General features: G+C 54.7%; 18 protein-coding genes. 17 read left to right on the forward strand and 1 reads right to left on the reverse strand.

Annotation, left to right across the window (positions count from 1 at the left end):
• Positions 1–29: 29 nt before the first annotated feature.
• The 13 genes from AB1F12_RS09760 to AB1F12_RS09820 all read left to right on the forward strand — a co-directional run bounded on the left by AB1F12_RS09760 (position 30) and on the right by AB1F12_RS09820 (position 11,856).
• Positions 30–701, forward strand: a complete 672-nt coding sequence (locus AB1F12_RS09760; protein WP_368183872.1) for an orotate phosphoribosyltransferase — start codon at positions 30–32, stop codon at positions 699–701.
• 172 nt (positions 702–873) lie between these two features.
• The gene (locus tag AB1F12_RS09765) at positions 874–2,370 is read left to right on the forward strand and encodes a replicative DNA helicase (protein ID WP_368183873.1); all 1,497 of its coding nucleotides are present in this window, start codon (positions 874–876) and stop codon (positions 2,368–2,370) included.
• 43 nt (positions 2,371–2,413) lie between these two features.
• Entirely contained in the window at positions 2,414–3,463 is a 1,050-nt protein-coding gene (alr, locus tag AB1F12_RS09770) for an alanine racemase (protein WP_368183875.1), read from the forward strand.
• The gene (locus AB1F12_RS09775; protein ID WP_368183878.1) at positions 3,460–4,242 is read left to right on the forward strand and encodes an MlaE family ABC transporter permease; all 783 of its coding nucleotides are present in this window, start codon (positions 3,460–3,462) and stop codon (positions 4,240–4,242) included. The genes alr and AB1F12_RS09775 overlap by 4 nt, the downstream gene beginning before the upstream one ends.
• Positions 4,239–4,985: an ABC transporter ATP-binding protein gene (locus AB1F12_RS09780; RefSeq protein WP_368183880.1), complete on the forward strand. Its 747-nt coding sequence runs from the start codon at positions 4,239–4,241 to the stop codon at positions 4,983–4,985. Before AB1F12_RS09775 ends, AB1F12_RS09780 begins: the two co-directional genes overlap by 4 nt.
• The gene (locus AB1F12_RS09785; protein WP_368183882.1) at positions 4,986–5,378 is read left to right on the forward strand and encodes a hypothetical protein; all 393 of its coding nucleotides are present in this window, start codon (positions 4,986–4,988) and stop codon (positions 5,376–5,378) included.
• 265 nt (positions 5,379–5,643) lie between these two features.
• Positions 5,644–6,402: a DNA repair protein gene (locus tag AB1F12_RS09790; protein WP_368183884.1), complete on the forward strand. Its 759-nt coding sequence runs from the start codon at positions 5,644–5,646 to the stop codon at positions 6,400–6,402.
• 66 nt (positions 6,403–6,468) lie between these two features.
• A complete protein-coding gene (locus AB1F12_RS09795) occupies positions 6,469–6,918 on the forward strand; it encodes a paraquat-inducible protein A (RefSeq protein ID WP_368183887.1) in 450 nt (149 codons plus the stop codon).
• A gap of 32 nt (positions 6,919–6,950) precedes the next feature.
• Positions 6,951–8,345, forward strand: coding sequence for a DNA repair protein RadA (radA, locus tag AB1F12_RS09800; RefSeq protein ID WP_368183889.1), 1,395 nt, complete (start codon positions 6,951–6,953; stop codon positions 8,343–8,345).
• Between the two features lie 18 nt (positions 8,346–8,363).
• Entirely contained in the window at positions 8,364–8,963 is a 600-nt protein-coding gene (locus AB1F12_RS09805) for a CvpA family protein (protein WP_368183890.1), read from the forward strand.
• Between the two features lie 173 nt (positions 8,964–9,136).
• Positions 9,137–10,591 carry an amidophosphoribosyltransferase gene (purF, locus tag AB1F12_RS09810; RefSeq protein WP_368188338.1) on the forward strand — a complete coding sequence of 485 codons (1,455 nt, stop codon included), beginning with the start codon at positions 9,137–9,139 and terminating at the stop codon, positions 10,589–10,591.
• A 2-nt stretch (positions 10,592–10,593) separates the two neighbouring features.
• Positions 10,594–11,151, forward strand: a complete 558-nt coding sequence (locus AB1F12_RS09815) for a hypothetical protein (protein WP_368183892.1) — start codon at positions 10,594–10,596, stop codon at positions 11,149–11,151.
• Positions 11,152–11,202: 51 nt separating this feature from the next.
• The gene (locus AB1F12_RS09820) at positions 11,203–11,856 is read left to right on the forward strand and encodes an SDR family NAD(P)-dependent oxidoreductase (RefSeq protein WP_368183893.1); all 654 of its coding nucleotides are present in this window, start codon (positions 11,203–11,205) and stop codon (positions 11,854–11,856) included.
• A 27-nt stretch (positions 11,857–11,883) separates the two neighbouring features.
• Here AB1F12_RS09820 and AB1F12_RS09825 read toward each other — a convergent pair whose 3' ends face one another.
• Positions 11,884–12,432, reverse strand: a complete 549-nt coding sequence (locus AB1F12_RS09825) for a TetR/AcrR family transcriptional regulator (protein ID WP_368183894.1) — start codon at positions 12,430–12,432, stop codon at positions 11,884–11,886.
• A 146-nt stretch (positions 12,433–12,578) separates the two neighbouring features.
• Between AB1F12_RS09825 and AB1F12_RS09830 the strand changes: the two genes are divergently transcribed.
• Genes AB1F12_RS09830 through AB1F12_RS09845 form a run of 4 tightly spaced genes read left to right on the forward strand, consistent with a single transcriptional unit; the run spans position 12,579 to position 15,711 of the window.
• Complete coding sequence (locus AB1F12_RS09830; RefSeq protein ID WP_368183897.1) at positions 12,579–12,956, forward strand: hypothetical protein; 378 nt, start codon at positions 12,579–12,581, stop codon at positions 12,954–12,956.
• 59 nt (positions 12,957–13,015) lie between these two features.
• On the forward strand, positions 13,016–13,804 hold the full coding sequence (surE, locus tag AB1F12_RS09835) for a 5'/3'-nucleotidase SurE (RefSeq protein WP_368183899.1): 789 nt from the start codon (positions 13,016–13,018) through the stop codon (positions 13,802–13,804).
• 20 nt (positions 13,805–13,824) lie between these two features.
• Entirely contained in the window at positions 13,825–14,442 is a 618-nt protein-coding gene (locus AB1F12_RS09840) for a protein-L-isoaspartate(D-aspartate) O-methyltransferase (RefSeq protein ID WP_368188339.1), read from the forward strand.
• A gap of 51 nt (positions 14,443–14,493) precedes the next feature.
• Positions 14,494–15,711, forward strand: a complete 1,218-nt coding sequence (locus AB1F12_RS09845; protein ID WP_368183901.1) for a peptidoglycan DD-metalloendopeptidase family protein — start codon at positions 14,494–14,496, stop codon at positions 15,709–15,711.
• Positions 15,712–15,729 lie beyond the last annotated feature (18 nt).

Here is a 15,729-nt window from a genome sequence, read left to right on the forward strand (position 1 = left end):
CCCATAACCCACTGACAAAGAGATGTAATATGATTCCCAGCAGCTTCCCCCCGAAGGACGAAATCGCACGCCTGACCGCCCGGATGTTGCTGGAAATTGGCGCGGTACATTTTAACGCACGTGAACCGTTCACCCATGCCAGCGGCAAACAGGCCCCGACCTATATCGATTGTCGCAAACTGATCTCTTATCCGCGCATTCGATCCACTTTGATGGATTTCCTGACAGTCACCACCATGCGCGAAGCCGGGTTTGAGGCCTTTGACAACATTGCAGGTGGTGAAACGGCCGGCATTCCGTTTGCGGCTTTTGTGGCTGAACGTATGGCGCTGCCCATGACCTATGTGCGCAAAAAACCCAAAGGTTACGGCCGCAACGCCCGCATCGAAGGCGCAATGAGCGAAGGCCAGCGCGTGCTATTGGTCGAAGACCTGACCACCGATGGCGGTTCAAAACTGTCCTTTGTCGACGCAATCCGCGAAACCGGGGCCACCTGCGCCGCCACGGCGGTAATTTTCTATTACGATATTTTCCCAGAAACGACCAAAGTGTTGGGCGATCACGGTGTTCAGTTGATTTCGCTATGCACATGGTGGGATGTTCTGGCCGAAGCGCGCGCGCAAAACGCCTTTGATACGGAAACGCTAGACGAGGTTGAAACCTTCTTGCGCGCCCCCAAAGACTGGGCGCCAAAAGGCTAATCGTTAACTATTTGTGACCGAAATATAGACGAAACCATAGCCTATATTGACGAAATACCCCTTGCACCCCCATCATGTGGGATGTGCGAGTTATCCACAAAAATATACAATTTGCTGCATAACAAACCTATGCGGTATGTCACGCAGCACGGGGCAGAGACAGGGTGGCTTTATGAATGAAATAGCGGCGTTTAACGCAACGGGTATCGAAGAATCCGGCGCATCCGGTGAATTGCCCCATTCCATCGAAGCCGAACAGCAATTGTTGGGTGCAATCCTGACCAACAACGACATGTATGACCGGGCTGCGTCAATCATCGGCCCTGAACATTTCTATGACCCTGTTCATGCCCGTATCTACGAAGTGGCCGCAGCGCGCATTTCGAAAAACGCGCTTGCCTCGCCCGTCACGTTGAAGGCCTTTTTGGAAGAAGAAGAAGGCCTGAAAGAACTGGGCGGCACCGCCTATCTGGCCCGTCTCGCCGGGGCGGCGATTTCGACCTTTGCGGTGCGCGATTACGCCCAGATGATCTATGATTTTGCGATCCGGCGCGAATTGATCAGCCTGGGCAACGACATCGCCGCCAAGGCGCAGTTGGTCGATGTGAAATCCGAACCCAAAGAACAGATCGTCGAAGCCGAACAATCGCTTTATAAATTGGCTGAACAGGGCCAAACCGAAAGCGGGTTCCAATCGTTCCTGAAATCGGTCACCGAGGCGGTGAATGTGGCAAACCAAGCCTATCAACGTGGTGGCGGCATGGCCGGTATTTCCACGGGGCTGGCGGATTTGGACAAACAGCTGGGTGGCCTGCACCCGTCGGATTTGTTGATCCTTGCCGGTCGCCCATCAATGGGGAAAACCTCTTTGGCGACCAACATCGCCTATAATGTGGCCAAAGCCTATAAAAAGGGCATCAACCATGACGGCGTCGAAGGCGCGGTGGATGGCGGCGTGGTCGGTTTTTTCTCACTTGAGATGAGCGCAGAACAGCTGGCTGGCCGGATTCTGGCCGAGGCGGCTGAAATTTCGTCCCATAAAATCCGTCAGGGTGATTTCCAAGAGGACGAATTCCGTCGCTTTGTCGAAGCGGCGAAAGAGCTGGAAAGCTGCCCGCTTTATATTGATGACACGCCTGCCCTGCCAATTTCACAACTGGCCGCACGTGCACGCCGGTTGAAACGATCCTACGGGCTTGATCTGTTGGTGATCGACTATTTGCAACTATGTCGGGGCACGGCGGAAAACCGCGTGAACGAAATCGCCGAAATTTCGATGGGGATGAAAGCGATCGCCAAGGAATTGAACATCCCGGTGATTGCCCTGTCGCAGTTGTCACGTCAGGTCGAAAGCCGCGATGACAAACGCCCGCAACTGTCTGACCTCAGGGAATCGGGGTCGATCGAGCAAGATGCCGATGTGGTGATGTTTGTGTATCGGGGTGAGTATTACAAAGAGCGTGAAAAGCCCGATGAATCCGATTTGGTGGCAATGGAAACGTGGCAGGGCGAAATGGCCAATCTGCACGGCAAAGCCGAAGTGATCGTTGGCAAACAACGTCACGGTCCCATCGGAACTGTGAATTTGTCGTTTGAGCCGCAATTCACCCGATTTGGCAATTTGGTTCAGCAATGGCAACAGGGCGGTGATCAGGACGTTGGTTTCTGATCTTTCGCTTGACCTCAGTGGTGCGGATGTCAAAAACACGCGGATGAGTACAGGTATCTTAACAATTGATCTCGATGCGGTGGCTGCCAATTGGCGGGCGCTGGATGCCATGACAGCTTGCGAAACTGCGGCTGTTGTAAAGGCGGATGGATATGGGCTTGGAGCGGGGAAAATGGCCCGCGCTTTGCACAAAGCGGGCGCACGTAAGTTTTTTGTTGCCGCCGCCGAAGAAGGTGCCCAAGTGCGTCAGGCCTTGGGTCCGAACCCGGAAATCTGCATCTTTTCAGGGCATTGCGCCGGTGACACCGATATGTTGTCGGATTTGCACCTGACCCCGATGATCAATTCGCCGCGTCAGTTAAAACGGCATCTGGACGCCATGCCGGGACGCCCGTTTGGCATTCAGCTGGATACAGGCATGAACCGTCTGGGCATGGAATTGACCGAATGGGCCAGCATTGCCGAAACGGCGCTGAACGCAAAACCGATGCTGGTCATGAGCCACCTCGCCTGCGCAGATGAACCGGACCATCCGATGAATGCCCAGCAGCTGACCCAGTTTCAGCTGATGACGGATGGCATCGATGTGCCCAGATCGCTGGCCGCAACCGGCGGTATTTTGCTGGGGTCAGACTATCATTTTGACCTGTGTCGTCCCGGTGTCGGGCTATATGGTGGGTTTCCGTTCGAACAGGCCGCTCCGGTGGTTCAGTTGGACATTCCCATCATTCAAACCCGCGAAGTTTTGGCTGGTGAAAGCGTTGGCTATTCCAACACATGGATCGCCCCACGCGATTCGAAAATCGCAACTCTTTCAGCCGGTTATGCGGATGGATTGCTGCGGTCCCTGTCTGACAATGTGACCTTGTGGTCTGGATCCTCACCCTGTCCGTTGCGCGGGCGCGTGTCGATGGATCTGCTGACCGTGGATGTCACGGATTTGGATGAAGTCCCCAGCCACCTGTCCCTATTAACCCCTGATCAAGGCGTGGATGATCTGGCCGAAATTGCCGGAACAATTGGCTATGAAATTCTGACCTCAATGGGGCCCCGTTATCGCCGGCGTTATGGCCCAATCGGACCCGCAGAATGAACGTCACCGAACCTTTGGCAGCTATTGGGCGTTGGGGCATCGGATTGCTGGCCGCGTTAGGTCGGTTTTTCCTGTTTACGGCCAACAGCCTGAGCCATTTGGTGCGACCACCGTTTTATCCACGTGAATTTGGCCTCGCCATCATGCAGATCGGGTGGTTTTCCCTGCCCGTAGTTGGATTAACTGCCTTTTTCACCGGCGGCGCATTGGCGTTGCAGATCTATGCAGGCGGCGCACGTTTTTCCGCCGAAGCGGTTGTTCCTCAGATCGTGGCCATCGGCGTTGTGCGTGAATTGGGGCCCGTGATGGTCGGGCTGATGATCGCTGCGCGGGTGACATCATCGATTGCGGCGGAAATCGCGACGATGAAAGTCACCGAACAGATCGACGCTTTGGTCACGTTGTCGACCAATCCGATGAAATACCTCACGCTGCCACGTGTTTTGGCCGCCACTTTGGTTGTGCCTATATTGGTCGGCGTCGGAGATGTGATCGGTATTTTGGGCGGCTATGTCGTTGGTACAGAGCGGCTTGGATTTAACGCGTCAACCTATGCGATCAACACAGTGAATTTCCTCGAACAGATCGACATCATTTCATCCCTCGTCAAAGGCGCGGCCTTTGGCTTTATCGCGGCCTTGATGGGCTGTTATTACGGGATGAATTCACAACGCGGCGCGATGGGGGTTGGCCAAGCCACCAAATCCTCCGTCGTTGCGGCGGCGGTGTTGATCCTCGCGGCGAACTTTGCCCTGACCGAGGCGTTCTTTTCCTCATGATCACACTTTCAGACGTTCATAAATCATTTGGAAACAACGCAGTATTGCGCGGTGTTAATGTAGCCGTCCCCCAAGGGAAAAGCCTGGTTGTGATTGGCGGCTCTGGCACGGGTAAGTCTGTTTTGCTGAAATGCATCCTTGGATTGGTCACGCCTGATCACGGTGAAATCACCGTTGATGGACATGACATCACCCGGACGGATCACACGGCGTTTTTGTCCAATTTTGGCATGTTATTCCAAGGGGCCGCCCTGTTTGACAGCCTGCCGGTTTGGCAAAATGTGTCGTTTCGCCTGCTGCGCGGATCGTTGAAGCGCTCCAAATCCGAAGCGCGGGAAATCGCGATCGAAAAATTGCGGCGTGTCGGGCTGGGCCCGGATGTTGCGGATCGTTTGCCCGCTGAATTGTCGGGGGGAATGCAAAAACGCGTTGGGTTGGCCCGCGCGATTGTGGCCGATCCCAAAATTATCTTTTTTGACGAACCGACCACCGGGCTCGACCCGATTATGGCGGGGGTCATCAATGATCTGATCCGTGAAATCGTCACAGAAATGGGCGCGACGGCCATTACGATCACCCACGATATGTCTTCGGTGCGATCCATCGCCGACGATGTCGCGATGCTGCATCACGGCAAAATTCGCTGGACCGGGCCGGTTGGGGATCTGGATTCCTGTGGCGACCCCTATGTGGACCAGTTTGTGAATGGCCGCCCCGTCGGCCCCATTGAAACGCTGCGATAAATGCCCGGCTTTTTAGAAATTGATCCGATTGTTGCGGCCTTCTTTGGCTATAAACAACTGCTGTACCTTGAATTGATTGCCGTTCTGGCGCTGATCCGGATCATCGTGACCCGGAACCACGCGCGCCGCATGGCAATGGCGGCCTTTCTGTTTTGTGCCGCAATCATCGCGGGCAAATATGTCCCTGTCCTACTCGGGACCTTTGATGGATTGTTTGTCATCATCACCGGGCAAATCAGAAATTATGCAGGTGGCATGGCGGCACTTTTGCTGGCATCTGCCTTGTTGCTGGGGTCGGGCATTTTAACAGGTCGGCGCTGGTGGGGCATTGATCTGCTGCATGGAATTTTGCTGTCAGCTTTGCTGGGGCTCTGGGGTTACAGCCTTATTTAGGCCGCGATTCGCAGGAAACGACGCCCGAATTAGAAACAATCCCCCCAGAATTTCCCGCATTGTTTACAATCGCTTCGCTTGATCCGATCAGAAAACCAACAATTCTCAGAGGCCCGGCTTTCTCAACGGGAATTGCCGGTTTTTACGCTACAGATCACGGGAAATTCAGCAAATGGGCGAAATGCTACAGAATTCCCCTTTGGTGATCGGCGAAACCTCGCCTATGATGGTTAACAGTATTTGTAATCCTGGGGGGGATTATCCCGTGTCTATCAGGGCTCTTTATCAGACCACAATTCGTCTGTTTCAATTGATTTCGGTTTTTCTCATTCTCATCATGGGATTGGGCGCCGTTCTTTACACAATTCTGAGCGCCTTTGGACAGGTTCCCTGGCTGACGTTTACCGCGCATTTTGGCGAATGGCATATCCCAGAAGCCGGCCAGGCCACGCAGATCGTGTTAACCATTTTGATGGTTTCAATGGTGTTTTTCCTGCCATCAAACAGCCGGATCATGTCGCTGGAAAACAGCCATCGCAATTTTCATATCAAACTAGAAGACGTCGCACGCGCCTATCACATCTGCCACACGGCTGACCGCGCTGGGGTTTTCAGCCTCAGTTCCGAATTTGATGCGGTGCGCGAACGTCTGGCCTATTTGCGGGACCATCCAGATTTGGAACGTTTGGAACCTGACGTGTTAGAAGTAGCCGCACAAATGAGCCAGCAAAGCCGCGAATTGGCCGATGTCTATTCCAATGACAAAGTCACACGTGCCCGCGCCTTTTTGCAACAGCGCCAAGAAGAGGCGGAACGCCAGCAGCAACTGATCGTCGAAGCCCTGCATGCCACAACCGAGTTGCGCAAATGGGCGCAGCAAGTTGAGCTGGAAGAAAGCGTCGTTGCCAGCCAATTGGCGCAGCTCGAAGATGTGATGGACAGCACCCTGCCCGCGCTGGGATATTCCTTTGGCAAAGACAGCGCCAACATTGTGCCAATCGGTCAAAAACCCGCCGCGGAATAGGGTCGAAACTTGTAATTTGATATCCCCGCCCCAATGTATTTCTCAACAAATTCAGAGGGGTCGTCGATGACTAGAATATTACAAGCGGCCAATCTGACACTTTTGATTTTGTTTCCAATCGCGTGGTTCGCCCCCCTGTTGCGCGCCGGTTTGTTACCCCTCTTTGGATTGAGCGAAATCAGCGTCATTTCCGGCCTGCAATCCCTATGGGCCAGCGACGTGATTTTGGCCCTGTTGGTCACCGGATTTGCGTTATTTGCCCCCTATCTAAAAACAATCGGTCTGGCCTTGGTGCATTTTGGGCTGCTGGACGGGCGCACTTTGCCTGCATTGAATTGGCTTGGAAAACTGGCCATGGCGGATATCTTCTTGATTGCGCTCTATATTGTTGTGGCCAAAGGCGTCGGAGTTGGCCGGATTGAAACGGCTTGGGGGCTGTATTTGTTTAGCGCCTGTATCATCGCATCTTTGTTGATTTCTGGGCTGACTCCGCGCAGGCCCGCTAATCAGGACTAGCCACGCCAATCGGTTTGGGCCAAAACACCCCTATGGCCAAAGCATCCACAAAATCCGCTCATTTTACCTGTCAATCCTGCGGTGCAACCAGCACCAAATGGTCTGGCCGCTGCGAATCGTGCAAAGAATGGAACACCATTGTAGAGGAAAAGCCCCTGTCGGATGGGCCTAAATCCTCCAAAGCAATGGGCGGCATCCGGGGCAAACATCTGGAACTGACCGATCTGGCAACCAAACAGGCTGCGCCGACCCGCACAACGGCGGGCGTGGACGAATTGGACCGGGTATTGGGCGGTGGCCTGGTGGCTGCTTCTGCGCTGTTGGTGGGGGGCGATCCGGGGATCGGGAAATCCACATTGCTGTTGCAAGCCGCCGCGCGATTTGCCCGTAACGGGTTGAAAGTCATTTATATTTCCGGCGAAGAAAGCACAAATCAGGTGCAAATGCGCGCCGAACGGCTGGGCCTAACCGAAAGCCCGGTCCTGTTGGCCAGCGAAAGCAATCTGCGCGACATCCTAACGACGCTAGACAACGAATCCCCTGATTTGGTCATCATCGACTCGATCCAGACCATGTGGCTGGACACGGTTGAGGCGGCTCCGGGATCGGTCAGTCAGGTGCGATCTGCCGCCCATGAATTGACGACCTTTGCCAAACGCAACCACATCGCGGTGATCATGGTGGGCCACGTGACCAAAGACGGTCAAATCGCGGGGCCACGGGTGATCGAACATATGGTTGATACCGTGCTTTATTTCGAAGGCGAACGCGGCCATCAATTCCGCCTGTTGCGCGCTGTGAAAAACCGGTTTGGCCCTGCGGATGAAATCGGCGTGTTTGAAATGACCAGCAAAGGTCTGGCCGAGGTCAAAAACCCATCTGCACTGTTTCTGGCGGATCGTGGCAAACCAACACCCGGATCGGTTGTCTTTGCCGGGATCGAAGGGTCGCGCCCGGTTTTGTGCGAATTGCAGGCGCTGGTGGCCCCGTCCCCGACCCCCAATGCGCGGCGGTCAGTGGTTGGCTGGGATGGCGGCCGCTTGGCGATGATTCTGGCCGTGCTCGAATCCCGGTGCGGCGTGCCGTTTACCGGTCTGGATGTCTATCTGAACGTTGCAGGCGGCATGCGGATCAACGAAACCGGCGCTGATCTGGCGGTGGCGGCGGCGCTGATTTCTGCGCGCGAAGATGCCGCTTTGCCGTCAGATTGTGTCATTTTCGGCGAAATCAGCCTGTCAGGTGCCCTGCGACCGGTCGCACAAACCGAAAACCGGTTGAAAGAAGCCCAAAAACTTGGTTTCACAACAGCAATATGTCCCCAACAGAAAAAACGGGGCGGCGACGCTGGGCTGGATCTGAAACAAATGACGGATTTGCCCGAATTCGTAGAACAAATTTTTGGCGCGCGCGACGTGTCTGGTGCGTAAGTAAGACAGGAGAGAACCATGGAAGGTTTCACCTATATCGACGGCATTGTTGCCGTGGTCATTGTTCTGTCAGCGTTGCTGGCCTATTCGCGCGGTTTGGTGCGCGAAGCCATGGCGATCGCTGGCTGGATCGGCGCAACCATTCTGGCATTCATCTTTGCCGATCAGGTTCAACCTTTGGTGCGCCAAATCCCGGCCATCGGATCCTTCATCGGTGATTCGTGTGAATTGTCGATCATCGCCGCCTTTGCCGCCGTGTTTGCGGTTTCCCTGGTGGTCGTGTCGATCTTTACCCCGCTCTTTGCGTCGGTGATCCAACGTTCCGCTTTGGGTGGCTTGGATCAGGGGCTTGGTTTCTTGTTTGGGGTGCTGCGTGGCATCTTGTTGGTGGCGGTCGCGTTCTTTGTCTACAACACCGTCCTGTCTGCTCAATCGTTCCCCCCCGTCGAAGACAGCCGTTCTGCACAGGTATTTTCCCGTATGACTGGCCAATTAGAAGAGCGGAACCCAGACGAAGCACTGGGTTGGATTACCAAGCAATACGAACAATTGGTTGGCGGTTGCAGCGAAACAGGCCAAGCCGTCACAGGCGAAACAGCACCAAGCGCGGATCAATAATCCAGCGTTTTTCACCTTATTCAATCGATTTGGGCCCGCACTTTTGTGTGGGCCTTCTTTTTTGCACAAACATCTATGATAGTTTCGTGACAGTTCAGCTTTGATTGACTATGAGGGGCGCAATTCATGCTGACTGAATCTCGGAGCTGCCAAACGTGTCCACCGACCTGTTCATGCCCCCCGCCCATCCGTTTGATGATGATAAGTTAAAAGAGGAATGTGGCGTCTTTGGCGTCATCGGCGTTTCAGACGCTGCCAATTTCCTTGCGTTGGGGCTGCATGCCCTACAGCATCGGGGCCAAGAGGCCGGCGGCATTGTTACCCACGATCCCGAAACCGGGTTCAATTCGGTCCGCCGCTTTGGCTATGTCCGCGATAATTTCACCGACCAAGACACGATGAAAATGCTGCCCGGCCCGCTTGGGATTGGCCATGTGCGCTATTCCACCGCCGGGTCCAAAGGCCAAACCGCGATCCGCGATGTGCAGCCGTTTTTTGGCGAATTTTCCATGGGGGGGGCGGCGATCGCCCATAATGGCAATATCACCAATGCCGATGCCCTGCGCCGCGAATTGATTGAACGCGGATCAATTTTTCAAAGCTCATCTGACAGTGAATGCATCATTCACCTGATGGCGCGGTCTCTGCAGCGCAACATACCCGAACGTATGGAAGACGCCCTGCGCCGTGTCGAAGGCGCCTTTTCCGTGGTCGCCATGACCCGGACCAAATTGATGGGTGTGCGGGACCCGCTGGGGGTTCGCCCACTGGTACTGGGTAAAATCGGCGATGGTTACGCGCTGAGTTCTGAAACATGTGCGCTGGATATCATCGGCGCTGAGTTCATCCGTGAAATTGAACCGGGCGAAATGGTGGTCATTACGGATAAAGGCGTCGAAAGCCATTTCCCATTCCGCCGTCGCAAATCTCGGTTCTGTATCTTTGAACATGTGTATTTCTCGCGACCTGATTCCATCCTTGGTGGTCGGTCTGTGTATGAAACTCGCGAAAATATCGGACGCGAATTGGCCAAAGAATCCCCCGTTGAGGCGGATTTGGTTTGCCCCGTGCCCGATTCCGGCACCCCGGCCGCGATTGGCTTTTCCCTAGAAAGCGGCATCCCCTATGCAATGGGTATCATCCGCAACCAATATATGGGCCGCACATTTATTGAACCCACCGAAAGCATCCGCAACATGGGTGTGCGCCTGAAGCTGAACGTGAACCGGGCGCTGATCAAAGACAAACGTATCATTCTGGTGGATGATTCCGTTGTACGTGGCACCACATCGCGTAAAATCAAGGAAATGATCCTGGATGCGGGCGCCAAAGAAGTGCATTTCCGCATTGCGTCGCCCCCCACGGCTTGGCCCTGTTTTTATGGGGTCGATACGCCACAACGCGAAAAACTGTTGGCCGCGACCATGACCGAAGAAGAAATGCGTCAGCATTTGGCAGTGGATAGTTTGAAATTCATCTCGCTTGATGGGCTTTACCGCGCGGTTGGCGAAGCAAATGGACGCGATCCCAAGGCGCCGAAATATTGCGACGCCTGTTTCTCGGGTGAATATCCCGTTGCCCCCTCTGACATGATCGACAAAGGGTTCGAACTCAAAGCAGCGGAATAGTCATGGCATTTCCAAAGAATGTTTTTGTATTAAATACAGGGCGTTGTGGATCAACGACCCTGTATCAGGCCTGCTCTCACTTTGACAATTACACCGCCGAACACGAAGGTCTGACCCATCAGGTCGGCCCTGCCCGGTTTGATTTTCCAACGCATCACATTGAAATCGACAATCGATTGTCATGGGTTCTGGGCCGTTTGGAACGCGCTTATGGGAATGATGCGGCCTATGTGCATTTGACTCGCGATTCAGAGGCGGTCGCAGCAAGTTACGCAAAACGATCCCAGCAAGGCATCCTAAAATCCTATCGCGACAGCATTTTGATGAAATCAAAACACAAAAGCAAACACATCCCGTTGTTGGATTTTTGCCATGATTACATTGATACCGTCACAGCAAATATCGAATTTTATTTGCGCGACAAAACTCATGTCATTGATTTCAAACTTGAAAACGCCGCTGTAGATTTTGATCGGTTTATCGATTGGATTGGCGCAACTGGGGATCTAACGTCGGCGCGCGCGGAATTTGACGTGCTACATAATGCCTCAAAGACCTAAGCAGCGGCCGCCCCTCTTGACCTTCACAAATGATCGGACCAAACCCGTCTCATGACTGATCCTGTTTCCAAAGTTGCGCTGGTCACCGGCGCGTCCCGCGGTCTTGGTGCTGCGCTCGCCGAGGCGCTAGCGCCCGACTATCACGTTGTGGCCGTGGCCCGAACCATTGGCGCTCTTGAGGAATTGGATGACCGTATCCAAGCCAAAGGTGGCGAAGCCACCCTCGCCCCGATGGATATCTCAACGGATGCAGCGATGCAGCAATTATGCCGGTCAATTTTTGATCGCTGGGGCGCGGTTTCGCTCTGGGTTCACACCGCCATTCATGCCGCCCCCCTGTCCCCAGCCGGTGACATTTCGGCCAAAGATATGGACCGATCCATCGCTACAAACATGACGGCAACGGCCCGGTTGATTTCTTATGTCGCGCCTTTACTGGGCACGGATGGGCGGGCTGTTTTCTTTGATGATACCCATGCCGGAGAGGCGTATTTCGGCGCTTATGGCGCCACAAAGGTTGCCCAATTGGCATTGGCGCGCAGCTGGCAGGCCGAAACGGTGCGCACTGGACCACAGGTGAAAATCGTCGCGCCACAGCCGATGGCGACGGGGATGCGGGCACGGTTCCATCCCGGTGAACCACGCGATGGTATGGCCGATATTCACGCCGAAGCTGCGCGTCTATTGCCTGAAATTATTGGTTAAATTTGATTGGGGCCGTGTTTGCCCCCCTCACATCAGATCCAACAAAATCAATCGCTCTTCTCGACCACTGCCCCCGCCTGCGGCGGCCAGTTGTTCCAATCCGATATGTGCGGCGTAAAACAAACGCGCCTTTTGCGCAGCGTTTGGCCCCATCAACCGCAACTCCTCTTCTAGGAATGCGATCCGGTTTGCATCGACATTGGCGACGGCCACTTCGGCTTCGGTGTCAAACCGCGCCCAATCCCGAATTGCCGTTTCTGCGACATAACCACCATGTTCCTCTGACACATAAGACGCGGCCTCGATCAGTGCGCTCAGCCGGCCATGCCCCGGTGGAATTTGGTCCAGACCTGCAATGATCGCATCAGTGGCCTGGGATTTCCAAAACGCGAGCATATCGGATTTTAGGGCCTTTAAATCCTTGAAATGCCAATAAAATGACCCCTTTGTTGCACCTATTTCCCGGGCAATTGGTTCCACTTTGATCGCAGATGGCCCGCCTTTGGCCAATGCTCGGAATCCAGCGCTGATCCAATCAGCTTTGTTTAGAGATTTTGTGGCCGTGGACTGAGTCATCGTGCATTACTTTCATTTGTTCCAGCAACATACGCATTGGTATGGTTAACATTCAATAAACTTCACACACCATACCATACCGTATGGACTCATTTCACACCCTGCGATACACCATACGTAACCGTATGCCGATCAAAGGTCGCAAAATGTCTAAACCTCTTATTGCCGTAACGGCGCTTATGGCGCTGACAACACTGGTTCACGTCTTTTTAGGGGGGCCGGAATATGCCGACAGCTTTCGCGCGACACTTCCGGCAGATCACCTTAGGTCAATGGCCATGGTTTTGTGGCACGCAGTCACTGTGAACCTCATTGTTTTTACATGCGCCTATGCATTCCTGTCGCGTCATCAAAACCTACCATTGCATTACGCGCTGGCCGCCATCCAGATCGGTTGGTCGGGACTGTTTTTATGGTACGGCGCCACAATGCTCGGCAGCATTTGGCCGATGCCGCAATGGGTAATCTTTGTCATGGCCCCTGCACTGGCCCATTGGGGCCACACTCGTTCACTGTCGCGTTGACCAATGCTTGCCGCCCCCGCTGATCCCGCTTAGGAAGGAGCAAAGAAAAAGGGGCAATCATGCGTATTCTGGTCACCAATGACGACGGCATCAACGCGCCGGGTCTAAAGGTTTTGGAACATATCGCACAGGACATCGCCGGACCTGACGGCGAAGTTTGGGTTGTGGCACCCGCATTTGAGCAATCAGGTGTTGGCCATTGCATCAGCTATGCCCACCCTTTCATGATCGCGAAACTGGGCGATCGTCGCTATGCCGCCGAAGGGTCCCCCGCTGATTGCGTGCTGGCCGGATTGCATGACGTCATGAAAGACACCCAACCAGATTTGATCCTTTCCGGGGTCAACAAGGGCAATAATTCAGCCGAAAATGTACTTTATTCCGGGACTTTGGGAGCCGCGATGGAGGCCGCATTGCAGGGCTTACCTGCCATTGCCCTGTCACAATATTTTGGACCGGATAATGCGAAACTGGACGACCCATTTGAAGCGACCGCAGGCCATGGTGCACATGTCGTGCGCACGCTTTTAGCGCAAGGAAAGTGGGATTTGGATCAGGATTATCGCCTGTTTTATAACGTCAATTTTCCGCCAAAACCTGCCAAAGATGTCAAAGGCATCAAAGTTGTCCCCCAAGGGCGGCGCCCGAACACCAACTTCGCACTTGAACCCCAAACCAGCCCGTCGGGACGGCGTTTTTTGTGGATTAAGGGTGGCAACCAACATGTTGAAGTTAAACCCGAAACAGATGTTGGGGCCAATCACGACGGGTTCATCTCTGTCACGCCTTTGCGGGCCGATTTAACCGCATATGACACCCTGAATTCCCTGCAAGAGGCGTTTGCGTGACCACAGAAGCCGAACGCAAAATGCAATTTTTGTTTGCCCTTAGATCAAAGGGCATAACCGATACGCGCGTTTTAACGGCGATGGAACAGATTGATCGCGCGCCCTTTGTCAAAGGCATCTTTGCGGATCGCGCCTACGAAGACATGCCCCTGCCGATTGCTTGTGGGCAAACGATCAGTCAGCCCAGTGTGGTTGGCCTGATGACCCAAGCGCTGGACGTTTCGCGACGTGACAAAGTGCTCGAGGTGGGAACCGGGTCTGGGTATCAGGCCGCGATCCTGTCGAAACTGGCCCGGCGCGTTTATACGGTGGACCGCCACAAACGTCTGGTGCGCGAAGCGCAGGCCAATTTTGACGCGTTGGATTTGGCCAATATCACATCCATGACCGCGGATGGGTCGTTTGGTCTGCCTGATCAGGCCCCATTTGATCGCATCCTTGTCACCGCCGCCGCCGAAGACCCGCCCGGGCCGCTCTTGGCGCAAATGCGGATCGGGGGTATCATGGTGTTGCCCGTGGGCCAATCGGATCACGTCCAAAGCTTGATCCGGGTTACACGGCACGAAACAGGTTTTGACTACGAAGAATTACGACCGGTACGCTTTGTCCCTCTTGTCGAAGGGCTGGGATCAGAGTAACGCCGCAGGAAACAAAGCCCCGGAAAACAGGGGCCGAACGAGGAAAAGAGCATGGTTATGCACTCTCATTTACGTGTGGCGCTGTTGGCTGGCGCATCGGCAATTGTCTTGGCGGGCTGTGATTCCTCCTTGGATTTGGATTTCCGGGGATTGGCCAACGGTCTGGACACATCCGAAGCCGCCACAAATGTCACCAGCCGCCCACGCCCCGATGCGCGCGGCGTGATTACCTATTCGGACTACCAAGTTGTGGTTGCCCGGCGCAATGACACGGTGCGTATCATCGCGGATCGGCTTGGGATCAATGCGCAGGAACTTGCCAATTACAACGGGTTAGACGCGGATGTCCCGCTGCGGCGGGATGAAATTGTCGCGCTGCCTGCCCGCGTTGGTGTTGCCGTTCCTACCGGTACAATTGCGCAGCCGGATGCCATTGACGTGACCGATTTGGCCTCTAGTGCCATTGATCGGGCGGATGCTGCCAATCCCGCCGGTGTCGCAGGTCCGGTGCAATCCGGCACCATCGCGCCGACCAGTTCTGGCACGGCTGAACCGATCCGGCATCAGGTTCAACGCGGTGAAACGATTTACACCCTGTCACGCGCCTATGGTGTTCCGGTGCGCGGCATTGCCCGCTGGAATGGGCTTGGGCCAGATTTAGCGATCCGCGAGGGTCAATATCTGTTGATCCCCGTTCCCGGCGCGGCTGATCCTGTGACGCCTACAGTGACGCCCTCATCCGCAGAAACAACTGTGACCGAACCGGGCATCGGCAGCGTCACCCCAACCCCGCCAAGCGCGCAAACGCCCCTGCCCGACGAAGCCCCAAGCGTCACAGCACCATTGGCCACCCCAACCGCGCCGATTGCCACACCAGAAGTGCCCGATTTGGGCAGTGAGCAAACCGAAACGCGGAACGATGCCCGACTGCGCCGCCCGGTTGAGGGCCCCATTATTCGGGCCTATTCACGTGGGCGCAATGACGGGATCGACATTGGCGTTGCGGCAGGCACCCCCGTTCGTGCGGCAGCGTCTGGAACCGTGGCTGCGGTTACATCCAACACAGATGGCGCATCAATTGTCGTGATCCGACATTCCGATGGGTTGCTCACGGTTTATGTGAACCTCGAAGATTTGAGCGTTGAGAAAAACGACACGGTCAGCGCCGGTGAAGTGATCGCAAAAATCCCAGCCGGCGATCCCAGCTTTTTGCATTTCGAAGTCCGCAATGGATTGGAAAGTGTCGACCCGACTGGATATCTTCCATAAATCACAATGGCTTGGGGC

It is taken from the genome of Aestuariibius sp. HNIBRBA575, from assembly GCF_040932005.1.
Classification (GTDB): domain Bacteria; phylum Pseudomonadota; class Alphaproteobacteria; order Rhodobacterales; family Rhodobacteraceae; genus CANLNM01.

Coding starts and splice junctions, on each gene's coding strand:
- AB1F12_RS09815 (WP_368183892.1), top strand. CDS start 10,594: ATGGCATTTCCAAAGAATGTTTTTGTATTAAATACAGGGCGTTGTGGA.
- AB1F12_RS09795 (WP_368183887.1), top strand. CDS start 6,469: ATGACTAGAATATTACAAGCGGCCAATCTGACACTTTTGATTTTGTTT.
- radA (WP_368183889.1), top strand. CDS start 6,951: ATGGCCAAAGCATCCACAAAATCCGCTCATTTTACCTGTCAATCCTGC.
- AB1F12_RS09775 (WP_368183878.1), top strand. CDS start 3,460: ATGAACGTCACCGAACCTTTGGCAGCTATTGGGCGTTGGGGCATCGGA.
- AB1F12_RS09785 (WP_368183882.1), top strand. CDS start 4,986: ATGCCCGGCTTTTTAGAAATTGATCCGATTGTTGCGGCCTTCTTTGGC.
- AB1F12_RS09845 (WP_368183901.1), top strand. CDS start 14,494: ATGGTTATGCACTCTCATTTACGTGTGGCGCTGTTGGCTGGCGCATCG.
- AB1F12_RS09830 (WP_368183897.1), top strand. CDS start 12,579: ATGTCTAAACCTCTTATTGCCGTAACGGCGCTTATGGCGCTGACAACA.
- AB1F12_RS09825 (WP_368183894.1), bottom strand. CDS start 12,432: ATGACTCAGTCCACGGCCACAAAATCTCTAAACAAAGCTGATTGGATC.
- AB1F12_RS09840 (WP_368188339.1), top strand. CDS start 13,825: ATGCAATTTTTGTTTGCCCTTAGATCAAAGGGCATAACCGATACGCGC.
- alr (WP_368183875.1), top strand. CDS start 2,414: ATGAGTACAGGTATCTTAACAATTGATCTCGATGCGGTGGCTGCCAAT.
- purF (WP_368188338.1), top strand. CDS start 9,137: ATGCCCCCCGCCCATCCGTTTGATGATGATAAGTTAAAAGAGGAATGT.
- surE (WP_368183899.1), top strand. CDS start 13,016: ATGCGTATTCTGGTCACCAATGACGACGGCATCAACGCGCCGGGTCTA.
- AB1F12_RS09805 (WP_368183890.1), top strand. CDS start 8,364: ATGGAAGGTTTCACCTATATCGACGGCATTGTTGCCGTGGTCATTGTT.
- AB1F12_RS09780 (WP_368183880.1), top strand. CDS start 4,239: ATGATCACACTTTCAGACGTTCATAAATCATTTGGAAACAACGCAGTA.
- AB1F12_RS09765 (WP_368183873.1), top strand. CDS start 874: ATGAATGAAATAGCGGCGTTTAACGCAACGGGTATCGAAGAATCCGGC.
- AB1F12_RS09760 (WP_368183872.1), top strand. CDS start 30: ATGATTCCCAGCAGCTTCCCCCCGAAGGACGAAATCGCACGCCTGACC.
- AB1F12_RS09820 (WP_368183893.1), top strand. CDS start 11,203: ATGACTGATCCTGTTTCCAAAGTTGCGCTGGTCACCGGCGCGTCCCGC.